This is a genomic window from Clostridium sp. CM037 (assembly GCF_055081095.1).
This window is the reverse complement of the sequence record NZ_CM143650.1, coordinates 1,971,236-1,983,599: the sequence shown is the minus strand read 5'-3', so window position 1 is coordinate 1,983,599 and position 12,364 is coordinate 1,971,236. Positions and strand designations below refer to the sequence as shown.

Below are 12,364 nucleotides of genomic sequence, written 5' to 3'. Positions count from 1 at the left end.
CCTTTCTTAAATTACCTCACTGGCAATTTTCTGAATAAATGAGATAAGCATATTAGGAAATAATCCAAGTAAAACAATTATAATGGTTATCATAACTATGGGTAGTAACATTTTTATTGGCGCTTCTTTAACTATAGTGTTCTCCCCTTTTTTGAAAAAGGCTTCTGTTATAACTGGAAGAAGGTATAGTGCAGTTAATAATGCACTAATAAGCAATATTGCAGGAAAAACCATTTTCCCTTCTGTAAGTCCGCCCTGAGCTAGATACCACTTACTAACAAAACCATTTGTTGGTGGAATTCCGATAAGTGATATTGCAGCTACACTAAAACATCCCATTGTTATTGGCATCTGTTTGCCAATACCTCTAATCTGACTAATCTCTGTTTTCCCCGTAGTGTACATTATCGCTCCAACACAGAAAAAAAGAACAATCTTAATTACTGCATGATTAATTAAATGAATCAGACCTCCAACAAATGCATCTTCATTTAAAAGAACCACGCCTAATAATACATATCCTAATTGACTAATTGTTGAGTAAGCTAACCTCTTTTTTAAATTTTCTTGATGTAATGCTAAGAATGAACCCATTAAAATTGAAATTACTATCAGAATACTTAAAAATATATTTATATGGAGCTGCCTGATTATTTCTGTCCCAAAGATAAAATAACTCATCCGTATAATAGCAAAAATTCCCGATTTTACAACGGCGACTGCATGAAGCAGTGCACTAACTGGAGTTGGAGCAACCATTGCCGCAGGTAGCCATGAATGGAATGGTACAAGGGCTGCTTTAACTCCAAAACCTAAAAACATTGAAGCGTAGCTTACCAAATATAGATTTTTATTATCATTTGTTAGTGATGGCAAAATACCATGAGCATTAAATGTTGTATCATTCGTAATGCTGAATAATAAAATCATTCCAAGCAAAACCAATGTGGCACCTACAAATGAATATATCAGATATTTTTTTCCGCTTTTTAACGCTTCTTTTGAATCAGTGTGAATTACAAGCGGGAATGTTGACAAGGTAAGAAATTCATAAAAAGCGTAAAGTGTTATAAGATTTCCTGAAAAGGCGATTCCTATGGTTACACCAAGCGTTGCAAGAAAAAAAGTATAAAATTTCCTTTCTTTACCTTCGTGTTTCATATATTCCATGGCATAGAAGGTAGTGAAAATCCATAAAATTGCAACTAATAAAGAAAACAATATACTTAACTTATCTATTTTAAAATAAATATCTAGAAATTCATTTATTTTAAATAGATGAATTCTACTTTCTCCAAACACATAAAATATAGTAACTAGAAAAATAAAATTTAATATAACGCCCATACTAACAAAAATATTTCTTTTCTTTTCATCTAATTTTATTGTTGCCATAATTATTGCTAATATAAATGGGAATAAAATTGGTATTATTATTGTGATATTATTCAACTGCGAAGCATCTCCTCTACTTAAGTCCCAAGCTAATTAAATCTATAATACCACTAGACGTTAATCCCACGTAAACCATTGAAATCACTAGAAAAATTACAGGCATCAATTCTTTTACAGGTTTGCTTTTAGATTTATATACTTTATCTTGTAAATTTTCTTCTCCAAAAAATCCATTTATTATGATTGGAAAATAATATACTGCATTTAATAAACTGCTAAGCAATATAACTGCAACTAAAATTGTATCTCCAGATGCTATAGATGCTAAAGATAAGTGCCACTTGCTTATAAATCCAGGCAATATTGGAATTCCTATCATAGATAATGCACCCATAGAAAATAATCCTAAGGTTAGTGGCATTTCTCTCCCTATCCCCTTTAAATGTTCTAATGTTTTATGTCCTGTTTGTTCTATCATTCCACCAACTAATAAAAACAAAGCTGATTTAGTTACCGAATGCCCAATAATATGGAATATAGCAATGGAAACTCCTAAATCAGTTCCAAGACCTATACCAAGAAATATATACCCCATTTGTGCCACAGTAGAATATGCTATAACTCTTTTTATGTTTTTTTGAAAGATAGCAAAAACTGAGCCCATTATCATTCCTAAACTACCTAATATCAATATAATATTCAAAACAGAATAATACTTAATTATTTCCATTCCATAAAGTCTATATAATATCTTAATTAAAAGTAAAACAAATGCCTTTAAAACTAAAGAAGATAAAAGTGCACTTGAGGAGGTAGGTGCACTTGAATGGGCATCTGGTAGCCAATTGTGAAGTGGGAACATAGCACTTTTTACTCCAAGGCCAACAATAAATAAAACTATAGAAATTAGTACTGCATTTGGATAATTTAAGTGGCTTTTAATTAATATTTCATGAATGTAATCTATATTCAAATGCCCAGTCATTGAATACAAATAAGCAATTCCCATAAGTACAAGACCGGATCCGAGGCAACTCATAATTAAATATTTCATAGTGGCTTTTATGTTTTCTTTTTTGTCTTTAACAATAATAGTGCCACAAGACGCAAGTGTCCCTACTTCTATAAATACAAAACAGTTAAACAAATCATTAGAATATACTACGCCGAGTAAGGAACCTATTAAAATGTTTATAAGTAAATAATATAAAGCTACCTTTGATTCTTTGATTTCCTTTTCTATACTATAAATTGAATACCAAATTATCATAAGTGAAACAAATGTAAAAACCAAACCCATTATAGCCTCAATTATTCCAATGCGGAATTCAATTCCATAAGGTGCATTAAAATGTCCAATTCTATATAAATATCCTCCCTTGTTAATAACAAAGATTAAATTTATCACTGCTAAAATTATGACTATTGTCATTGATATTAAACTAATCCCCTTAACAATCTTTGTTTTTTTAATTAAAGGCATTATAAATGCCGGAATGAACAATATCAATATAATTGTAAGTGGAAAACTCTCGATTAGGCTCATTTTAATCACTCCTCATCTTAATAATTTCATCTAGTTCAATGGTACCGTATCCTTCATACAGCCTCACTGTTAGTGCAAGGGCAAATGCTGTTGTACTGACTGCTACAACTATCCCCGTCAGCATAAGAGCAGAAGGAACAGGATTGATGTAACCTTGAATTCCTTTATGTGCCCCTATAATAATGGGGGCATCTTTTCCTAAAATATATCCCTTTCCAATAAAAAATAAAAAAATTGCTGTATCCATTATATTCATACCAATTATTTTTTTTATTAAATTATTATGCAATAATAGTATTGCAAACCCAATTCCAAACAGTATGATTGCGCCAGTCTCATAATAATTATTTATTAATCCTTCCATAATTAAATTTCTCCTCTGTCAAATAAAGTGAAAAAAAAGTATATAGTAATCGCTACAATACTTCCTACTAATATGTTAAGTGGCAATAAAAACCCACCACTGAGTATATTACCTGGAGTTCCTAAACTAGGCTGCGGAAGCCCTAAATGATTTCCACCGGTTATAAAACTATACCCTTTTAATAATCCATAAAATATAATTGCTCCACATAGATAGGTTATTAATCTTGAGTATGGTAATTTTTTATCTGTGAACTTTTTACCATAAATTATTCTATATAAGATGAGACTTGTACCTATAATTGTTCCACCTGCAAATCCCCCACCTGGACTTAGATGTCCATAAAAAATTATATAAATTCCAAAAATCTGAATACAAGGTATTAGTACTTTGCTTACTTCTTTTAAAATAGTACTTTTTATAATAATTTCGTAAGTACCTGTATCCTTAGAGTACCTTTCCTTCTTTAGAAGTAACAAAACTATAATTGAGGCAGTGAACAATACACTTGACTCAACAAAAGTGTCAAAGGCACGGTAATCTAAAATAATACCTGTAACAATATTCATTGCACCAGTTTCTTCTGTTGTTTTCTCTATGTAATAATGTGCAACTTCATTATTAGCAGGATTATCATATTGTCCAAATTTCGGAAGTTCATTAACTCCCAAAAGTAAAATCATAATTAAAGTTGTTGTAATCCCAATAGATAAAAGTTTTCTCATTTTCTTACTCCTTTAACTCTTTTCAGTGTAAGTATAAATAAAATTGTAGTAATACCTGCTCCAACTGCGGCTTCAGTTATTGCTAAATCGGGAGCATTAAGCTGTTGCCATAGACTTGTCATGATAAGGCTATAAACCATAAATACTATTATTGCACCAAGTAAACTTTTTATAGTAGAAACGATTACAGCGGAGCCTATTAAAAACATCAGCATTATCAAACTAAATATCTTCATGTTTTTTCACCCCATTTATTTTCGCAAGAGACGCTTGCCGAGTATACTCAGCCTTAGCAATTAGGTGTGTGGCTATTGGATTCGCAATCCATACAAATACAAAAATTAACACAATTTTCAAACTAACCATGCTTAATCCACTTAATACTACTAATGCAGATAGGCATAATATAGCCCCTAAGGTATCACATTTAGCCGCACTATGGGCTCTTGTAAACACATCTGGAAATCTTATAATCCCTAGTGTTCCAACCATGAAAAAGAATAACCCTCCAAAGAGAAAAATAGCAACAATCAAATCTCTCATATATTTCCCCCTTCTGAATTTTCAATAAATTTAGCTATTACAATAGAAGATAAAAAACTAATCAAAGCATATACTATTGCTACATCCACAAAAAAAGTTTCATTAAGTAAAAATGAAACTATAAGAATAAGTACAATAGTTTTAGTGCCTATAACATTAATAGCAATAAGTCTATCTGCTGCACTTGGTCCCTTAATTGCTCGCAGCATACATAAAAAAATTGTAGCTGATAAAAATAAAATGGAAAAAATCAATAGTTTACTCATAAATGTCTTCCTCAACTTCTAAAATTTTTTTTTCAAAATCCGAATTAATTAGCCCATTTGCAAATTCATCTTTCAAACAATGCACAGTAATTTTATCTTTATCCATTGAAATGGTTAAGGTTCCCGGCGTTAGCGTTATAGAATTAGCAAAAATTGTTTTAAGAAAATCAGATTTTATTTTTGTGTTTATTGTTACTATCTGTGGCGATATTACTATTCGAGGGCTCAAAACTATTTTCGCCACATTAAAATTGGAAACTATTATTTCTTTTATCAATATAATTGTGTAAGATAACCATTTTCCAATACTTTTCTTGAAATTTACTTGTCTATTACTACACATCAAATCCTTATTTAAATTTCTAACTAATAAACTTATTATTATACCAATACAAATAGTTTCAACTTTCGCATTTGCTGATAGAACAATCCAAAATAATAAATATACAATTCCAAAATACATTTTAAAAATCCCCCTATAAATTTTCACTTAGTTTCTTTATATAATTAACTAGCAATAAACATGCCAAATTTTCTATTACAAAAAAATGAAGTTTATAAACCATTGATTTTCAATAGTTTATAAACTTCATTTTTTGTTTTAACTGAAATTTTTCTTTTTTATAAAAGCACCTTATTCAAAATCGTACCAATACGATACACTATATTATTATAGCTAACGATTACATGCACCATTTTGAAACACTTGTATCACATTGATACGATTTTTATAGTTATATTAACTGGTAATGATTACTCTATTCTACACTAATCATTATCTGTGTAGAAATTCAACTTATTAAAGCGACCCAGGGATGATTTAACTAATCTTATATTTTCCCATTTTTCTATACAATGTAGTTCTCCCTATACCTAATATTCTGGAAGCTGCTGCCATATTATCATTTACATTAATCAATGTTTGCATAATAGCATCTTTTTCGATTTGTTCTAATGTAAGTAGTTGCTTTGCGCCACTTACTTCTCCAACATTTTCTTTTTCATTTATATAACTTGGCAAACACTTATTTGTAATTACACTATTATTTTCAGCTACATTTAATACAAGTTGCATAACATTTTGTAATTCCCGAACGTTTCCAGGCCAATTATAATTAATCATACTTTTATAAAAGCTTTCACTTATTCCTTTTATATTTTTTTCATTAGATTCACTGAATTTTTCATAAAAATAATCAATAAATATCTTAATATCCTCTTTTCTGTCTCTAATGGAAGCAATATAAATTGGCATAACATTTATCCGATAAAACAAATCACTTCGGAATTTTCCTAGTTCAACTTCTTTTTTTAAATCTTTGTTAGTAGCTGCTATAACTCTAACATTTATTGGTATAACATCATGTCCTCCAACTCTTACTACCATGTGGTCTTCTAAAACCCTAAGTAAACTTATCTGAGCGTCTAAGGGCATGTCGCCTATTTCATCAAGAAATATTGTTCCACCATTTGCGAGCTCAAATTTCCCTGGATGTCCACCTCTTTTAGCTCCAGTAAAAGCCCCTTCTACATACCCAAAGAGTTCACTAGAAACTAGATCACGAGGAATAGCACCACAATTTAAAAATACAAAGGGCCTATCTTTCCTTCTACTAGCATTATGTATAGCTTGTGTAAACATTTCTTTGCCTGTGCCACTCTCGCCTTGTAAAAGTATAGTATCATCAGTCTTAGCCGCAATTGATGCTAATTTAATAGAATGGGTTATACTTTGACTTTTTCCAAATATATCATCAAAGGTATATCTTGCATTAGCTCCAACAATTTTATTAATCATACTTAGAACTGCCTTTTTCTCTTTAAAAGTAATTAGCACCCCACCTAAGTCACTAGAGCTAAAAATCTTTATGGGGGTAACGTTAACTATACAAGTTTTATTTCTACCCATTTTTGTAGTAAAATCTATTTCTTCCTCCTGATACTCTTTTCCATTATTCATAACATTTATAATATCCTTACCACTATTAGTAGATAAAAGATTACTTATGTGAATATTACGCACATCCTTCCCACTATATCCCAATAGCTTTCTTGCAAATCTATTCATACTAATTATATTACCTTGATTATCTATTCTAATAATGCCCTCGGAAATTGATTCTGTAATTTGGTAAAATTGTTCATTAACTATTCTCAATTTTTTATTGTAATACTCTAACTTCATTTCTTTTTCTATAGCCTTTGCTGCGGCTACTACCATACCTAGCGTATGTGGATGTACAAATTCATAGTTACCTGTAATACTTAATACCCCTAAAACTCTGCCCTTTTCATTTTTTATAGGACATGCAGATGAAGTCCAATTATGATACTCATGTAAATAATGTTCTCCACCAAGTACTTGTATTGGCTCACCAGTTATTAATGAAAGACCAATCGCATTAGTGCCTATTACTTCTTCTTTTACATTATATCCATCTTGTAATACCAGAAATTTATTTTGCCGCATTAAGCTATCCTCTCCAATATGATCTAATACATATCCATCTCTATCTGTTAAACGAATCATAAAATCAGAATTTTGTAGTAGATTGTACAGTGTTTGCATAAATGGTTTAGCTGTCTGTAATAGAGGCATAAATTCCTTATACTTGTTTTTTAGATCATCCTGCGTAAGTTCAATTGTAAAATCCTTTTTAAATGGATCTATATCATTCAACTTACTTCGTTCCCAAGACTTTGAGATAATATCTCGAAGTCCATTTTTATTTAAAATACCCTTTGAAACAAATAATTGCCGCATTTTTATAATATCTTCAGAATTACCAAGCAATTTTTTATTTGTCAAATAAATCCTTCCTCTCATAGCATTTTAATATCATTATATGTCTAATTGTATAAAATGGCTATTGAAAATATCGAATAAGCAAAAAAATTCCCTGAAAAAACAAGGAATTTTTAAGAATCAATTAATTTAACTTAATCATCATTTAAATTGATATGACAGTAACCACCTGGGTTTTTTTATAGATATTTTTGGTGATAATCTTCAGCATCATAAAAACAAGAAAGAGGTTGTATCTCTGTAACTATTGGCTTATCGAATCTACTTTGGACCTCATCCTTTGTTCTTAACATAATGTCTAAATCTTTCTTATCAGTATAATAAATACCACTTCTATATTGATGACCGATATCAGCTCCTTGTCTATTATAAACAGTAGGATCTATTATTCCCCAAAATTTATTTAATATTTTTTCTAGGGATATCACATCTTCATCATAGCTTATTAAACAGGCTTCTGTATGTCCAGTATTTCCCTTACAAACCTCTTCGTATGTAGGTTCCTTCTTTGTACCATTAGCATATCCCACCTTAGTTTCAACAATACCATTTATTTTTGACATATAAGCTTCTACACCCCAAAAACATCCTCCTGCTACAACAATATTTCTCATTATAACACCTCACTTTTTGTATTCAGTCAACTAAAATAAACTCAACTGCTTTCTGGAGCGTTATTTTATTTTAGTTGCCTTATGATACAAATTTTATATTATTACTATTTTTAAAATTATATCACAGCAATAATCTAATGAGTATGAGAATTATACTATTTGCTGTTTATTATCCAAAAATTTAAAATCTTCTGCTACAACTTCTATGCTATATCTTTTATTTCCATCTTTATCTGTGTAGCTATTACTTGATAGTCTACCTGTTATAGCAATTTGACTTCCTTTTTTCAAGTATTTACACAGCGTCTCTGCCATTCCATTCCATGCCACAATGTTTATAAAATCAGCTTCAGGTTGTATATCTTTATGTGATACTTTATTAATCGCCAATGTGAATCTAGTATAAAACCCTTTACCCTCATTAAAATTCTTAAGTTCCAGTTCTCTTGTTGTTCTTCCAATTATTGATACATTATTCATATAATATCTCTCCTTTTTATTTACTAACTTTTTAAAATTGTTGACAATAAGAAGAGATTTTATACAAACAAATGTTTGTTATTCTTTTATATAGTAGTTTGCCTACACTTCAACCATTTCCTTTAATGATTTTGATCCTGCTGTAAAAAAGACAAGTGCAAACAAAATTAAGATCCCTAACTTTGGGATGATATCTATGACACCACTGTTTTTTAATGCCACATCATTAAGTGCAGACAATGCCCAATTTTGTGGAGTAAAATAAGCTATTTTCTTAAATACTGCTGGAAGAAATTCAAGTGGCATAAATGTTCCACTAATAAGACATGTTGGGGTTACTACCAAATTAACTATACCAACAGCCTGAGATTGATTTTTAGCATACCTTGATATTAATAATCCAAGACTTAAAACAACCACTATAAAAATAGTAAATATTAGAAATACTGCAAACATTGATTTTCCCCAATATATATGAAAAATATATTTTGTTACTATTACCATAAGTCCTATTTGAATCCAACATAAGAATAGCATAGATAAAAGGACAGAGCCTATTATACTACCATTTTTATTTGGTGTTGAAATGCTTCTTCTTAGGGTTTTATTATTTCTAAGTTCCACCATTTCTATGACAATGTATATCATTGAGAACATAAGAAAATTAATTATAAGACTTGTAGATAATGAACCTGATAAAGTGCGCGTTCCATCCTTTTTAATCTCTTCTAGCTCCACTTTTACCGGGTTATTACTTAAAGAAGCATCTATTTTCCTTGAGATTTCATCATAGCTTTTATTTGTCACAATATCATTCTGTTTTATAACGGACATAACTTTATTTGAAAGAAGTCTTTGAGTTACAAAATTGTTTACCTTTTTAGAAATAACAATGTCCACATTACTATCTGACAATTTCATTATGTCTAATTTCTTTAAACTACCACTTTCTAAATTTTCGGTGAAGCCTTCAGGTATAACCAAAGCTGCTCCTGTCTTATTCTCTTTTATTCTTATTTGCGCCTCTTTAATATTTAATTCTTTGATTTCAAAATTTTTATCTGTCTTTAATTCTTCTATAAGTTTATTACCTAATCTTCCCTTTTCTTTATTAACTATTGTAATATCAACAATCTCATTAAATGAATCTTTAGAATCTCTTGTAAAATATGCAATTGTGCCTACTACTAAAACCGGTATTAAAATCATTGAAAATATAGGTGTTTTTTGCTTTAACATTCTTTTTAAATGTAAAAATGCCATATAAATAACCTGCATTCTTTCCGCCTCCTTGCTCCTAACAATATTTTTTTCAAAATCCCTTACTATATCTCAACCTTCTCTCCCCTATTTAATGTTTTAAATAGATTATTCCCTTCTTTTTTTCTCATGAAAAATGCACCAAAAGCTATTCCTAAAATTCCAATACTTAAGAGTACTATAATATTTACTGTTAGCTCTTTTATGCTTCCTCCAAGTGTTATTTTATTATAGCTATTCTGAATCCAATAATTAGGGGTTGCTTTAGCAATTTCCTGCATGATCTTCCCACTGTTTCCAAGAGGATAGAAACTTCCACCAATCATAGCAAATACCATAATTACTGCTGTAAAGATTGCATTTAAATTTTTCTGGCTTTTATATAAGTTCATTATGAAAGCGCTAATACCTGTTATAGCAAAGGCATGTAGAATACTAATTAAAATCAGCTTCACATAACTGTCTCCAACGCTTATTCCAATGACCTTGCAAATGCCCATGTATAATGTAATATCTACTAGAGTTATAAAAAACACAAAACATATTTTAGCTACATACAAATTCCTCATACTTAAAGTGGTAGATTTTAATCTTGCAAATGTGCCCTCTTCTTTTTCTCTTACCATATTTTGTGCCCCTATTACTGATAGATAAAGGCTAATAAATGCTAACATTGAGATTGTAAAATTTTGCTTTCCACTAAGTTTCTTATCTTTAGTCATATTAACTGTATTTATAAAATTTTCACTATTTAAAGTGATTGTCTGGGTTATAACTGCTTTTTTCAGCATACCTATAGAGGTTTTATCATTAACACTCCCGTCTATTATAGAAAATATATTCGCATTATTATTAAGTACCTGAACATAAGAATTTACTATATCAAGAATAATCTGTGATTCAATACCAGAAGAAGGTGACTTTAAAATTTTTATATTAATATTTTCACCCTTTTGAACCTTTTCTGAAAAACCCTTTGGTATCACTATTGCTGTTTCAATCTTTCCTTTTTCAAGTTTAGTTTTTACTCCATTTATATCAACTACATTACTGAGTTCTATAAACTCTTTCATATTATCATTTGTAAGAATATCCTTTAAAGGAGCCGTGTATGAGCTTTTGTCCATATCTATTAAGGCTACATTTACTATAGGAATATGCCTATCTGGATTAAGTTGTTTTTCATACATCATACCGTCAAGAACTCCTAATAAAAGAGGCATAATCAAATATATAAGTACATAGAATTTTATATTTCCTAAAAATACCTTGATGTCTTTTATAAATATCCTAAATATTTTCACTTATCCCACCTCCACATTTTTTAGTCTCTTAAGTTCTTTCCAGTTAAACTTAAAAATACAGTTTCTAAGTTTGGTGAATCAACACTTATATTATTTATTCTTACAGATGAAGACATAAGGATCATAATAATATCCTGAAGATTCCTCTGCGAATTTTCAACAGTGAACATTAGCAACGGATCACTATATTTTATTCTCTTAACCCCCTCTATCCTCTTCAATTTTAATATGATTTCTTCTTTAAAATTATCTACAATAATTTCTAATTTTTCTTCATTTGTTACCATTCTCTTAATTTCATCTTTAGTACCACTAGCAACGACCCTGCCTTCATCTATTATTGCAATCCTATTACACAAACTCTCTACTTCTTCCATGTAATGACTTGTATATATAACAGTTGTCCCATATTCACTATTTAAGTTTTTAGTAAACTCCAGTATATGATTTCTTGATTGGGGGTCAATCCCCACTGTTGGTTCATCCATAATGATAATATCTGGATGGTGCATTATTGCCGCTGCAATATTAAGACGTCTTTTCATACCTCCCGAATATTTTTTTACTTTGTCCTTTGATCTTTCAGTAAGTCCTGTAGCTTCAAGAACCTCCTTAATTCTATTTTTAAGCGTGCTTCCTTTTAATCCATACATGCTACCCCAAAATACAAGATTGTCATATGCATTTAAATTCTCATATAGTGCCACTTCCTGAGGTATAAATCCTATGTGTCTTTTAGCTTCTACAGGCTTTTTATTTATGCAATTATCAAAAATTTTTATATCACCTCTATCGGCTTTTAATAACCCACAAATCATTGAAATAAGAGTGGATTTTCCAGCACCATTAGGTCCAACCAATCCAAACAATTCCCCTTTTTCTATATTAAGATTTATACTATCAACAGCTAATTTATCCTCATATTTTTTTGTTACATTGTTTATCTCAATTATTGACAAATTCAACACTCCTTTAAATAATTTGCTTATAATTATATTATATAAATTTCCAGTATCTATAGCAATTGAGTTAAGTAATGACTATAAAAAATTGACCATTAC

General features: G+C 30.0%; 14 protein-coding genes. All 14 read right to left on the bottom strand.

Going from position 1 to position 12,364, the window contains the following annotated elements:
- Window positions 1–6: 6 nt before the first annotated feature.
- The 14 genes from ACWJKP_RS09695 to ACWJKP_RS09630 all read right to left on the bottom strand — a co-directional run bounded on the left by ACWJKP_RS09695 (window position 7) and on the right by ACWJKP_RS09630 (window position 12,262).
- The gene (locus ACWJKP_RS09695; protein ID WP_462961658.1) at window positions 7–1,452 is read right to left on the bottom strand and encodes a monovalent cation/H+ antiporter subunit D family protein; all 1,446 of its coding nucleotides are present in this window, start codon (window positions 1,450–1,452) and stop codon (window positions 7–9) included.
- A 16-nt stretch (window positions 1,453–1,468) separates the two neighbouring features.
- On the bottom strand, window positions 1,469–2,941 hold the full coding sequence (locus ACWJKP_RS09690; RefSeq protein WP_165412213.1) for a complex I subunit 5 family protein: 1,473 nt from the start codon (window positions 2,939–2,941) through the stop codon (window positions 1,469–1,471).
- A 1-nt stretch (window position 2,942) separates the two neighbouring features.
- On the bottom strand, window positions 2,943–3,305 hold the full coding sequence (locus ACWJKP_RS09685) for a sodium:proton antiporter (RefSeq protein WP_165412212.1): 363 nt from the start codon (window positions 3,303–3,305) through the stop codon (window positions 2,943–2,945).
- Between the two features lie 2 nt (window positions 3,306–3,307).
- Window positions 3,308–4,030 (bottom strand): hydrogen gas-evolving membrane-bound hydrogenase subunit E, encoded by a 723-nt coding sequence (mbhE, locus tag ACWJKP_RS09680; protein ID WP_165412211.1) that lies wholly within the window; start codon window positions 4,028–4,030, stop codon window positions 3,308–3,310.
- On the bottom strand, window positions 4,027–4,266 hold the full coding sequence (locus tag ACWJKP_RS09675; protein ID WP_165412210.1) for a hydrogenase subunit MbhD domain-containing protein: 240 nt from the start codon (window positions 4,264–4,266) through the stop codon (window positions 4,027–4,029). Before ACWJKP_RS09675 ends, mbhE begins: the two co-directional genes overlap by 4 nt.
- A complete protein-coding gene (gene mnhG / locus ACWJKP_RS09670; RefSeq protein WP_165412209.1) occupies window positions 4,253–4,573 on the bottom strand; it encodes a monovalent cation/H(+) antiporter subunit G in 321 nt (106 codons plus the stop codon). Before mnhG ends, ACWJKP_RS09675 begins: the two co-directional genes overlap by 14 nt.
- Complete coding sequence (locus ACWJKP_RS09665; protein WP_165412208.1) at window positions 4,570–4,839, bottom strand: monovalent cation/H+ antiporter complex subunit F; 270 nt, start codon at window positions 4,837–4,839, stop codon at window positions 4,570–4,572. Before ACWJKP_RS09665 ends, mnhG begins: the two co-directional genes overlap by 4 nt.
- A complete protein-coding gene (locus ACWJKP_RS09660; protein ID WP_165412207.1) occupies window positions 4,832–5,302 on the bottom strand; it encodes a Na+/H+ antiporter subunit E in 471 nt (156 codons plus the stop codon). The genes ACWJKP_RS09665 and ACWJKP_RS09660 overlap by 8 nt, the downstream gene beginning before the upstream one ends.
- 357 nt (window positions 5,303–5,659) lie before the next feature.
- Window positions 5,660–7,648 carry a sigma-54-dependent Fis family transcriptional regulator gene (locus ACWJKP_RS09655; RefSeq protein WP_165412206.1) on the bottom strand — a complete coding sequence of 663 codons (1,989 nt, stop codon included), beginning with the start codon at window positions 7,646–7,648 and terminating at the stop codon, window positions 5,660–5,662.
- 176 nt (window positions 7,649–7,824) lie between these two features.
- Window positions 7,825–8,259, bottom strand: a complete 435-nt coding sequence (gene msrA / locus ACWJKP_RS09650; protein ID WP_165412205.1) for a peptide-methionine (S)-S-oxide reductase MsrA — start codon at window positions 8,257–8,259, stop codon at window positions 7,825–7,827.
- Between the two features lie 150 nt (window positions 8,260–8,409).
- Window positions 8,410–8,739, bottom strand: a complete 330-nt coding sequence (locus tag ACWJKP_RS09645; protein ID WP_165412204.1) for a single-stranded DNA-binding protein — start codon at window positions 8,737–8,739, stop codon at window positions 8,410–8,412.
- 102 nt (window positions 8,740–8,841) lie between these two features.
- A complete protein-coding gene (locus ACWJKP_RS09640; protein WP_165412203.1) occupies window positions 8,842–10,017 on the bottom strand; it encodes an ABC transporter permease in 1,176 nt (391 codons plus the stop codon).
- A 47-nt stretch (window positions 10,018–10,064) separates the two neighbouring features.
- Entirely contained in the window at window positions 10,065–11,303 is a 1,239-nt protein-coding gene (locus ACWJKP_RS09635) for an ABC transporter permease (protein ID WP_462961657.1), read from the bottom strand.
- A gap of 20 nt (window positions 11,304–11,323) precedes the next feature.
- Entirely contained in the window at window positions 11,324–12,262 is a 939-nt protein-coding gene (locus tag ACWJKP_RS09630) for an ABC transporter ATP-binding protein (RefSeq protein ID WP_165412201.1), read from the bottom strand.
- Window positions 12,263–12,364 lie beyond the last annotated feature (102 nt).

Excerpts from the sequence above, each read along its gene's own strand:
- ACWJKP_RS09690 (WP_165412213.1), bottom strand. The coding sequence starts at position 2,941 with ATGAGCCTAATCGAGAGTTTTCCACTTACAATTATATTGATATTGTTC.
- ACWJKP_RS09685 (WP_165412212.1), bottom strand. The coding sequence starts at position 3,305 with ATGGAAGGATTAATAAATAATTATTATGAGACTGGCGCAATCATACTG.
- mbhE (WP_165412211.1), bottom strand. The coding sequence starts at position 4,030 with ATGAGAAAACTTTTATCTATTGGGATTACAACAACTTTAATTATGATT.
- ACWJKP_RS09675 (WP_165412210.1), bottom strand. The coding sequence starts at position 4,266 with ATGAAGATATTTAGTTTGATAATGCTGATGTTTTTAATAGGCTCCGCT.
- mnhG (WP_165412209.1), bottom strand. The coding sequence starts at position 4,573 with ATGAGAGATTTGATTGTTGCTATTTTTCTCTTTGGAGGGTTATTCTTT.
- ACWJKP_RS09665 (WP_165412208.1), bottom strand. The coding sequence starts at position 4,839 with ATGAGTAAACTATTGATTTTTTCCATTTTATTTTTATCAGCTACAATT.
- ACWJKP_RS09660 (WP_165412207.1), bottom strand. The coding sequence starts at position 5,302 with ATGTATTTTGGAATTGTATATTTATTATTTTGGATTGTTCTATCAGCA.
- msrA (WP_165412205.1), bottom strand. The coding sequence starts at position 8,259 with ATGAGAAATATTGTTGTAGCAGGAGGATGTTTTTGGGGTGTAGAAGCT.
- ACWJKP_RS09645 (WP_165412204.1), bottom strand. The coding sequence starts at position 8,739 with ATGAATAATGTATCAATAATTGGAAGAACAACAAGAGAACTGGAACTT.
- ACWJKP_RS09640 (WP_165412203.1), bottom strand. The coding sequence starts at position 10,017 with ATGCAGGTTATTTATATGGCATTTTTACATTTAAAAAGAATGTTAAAG.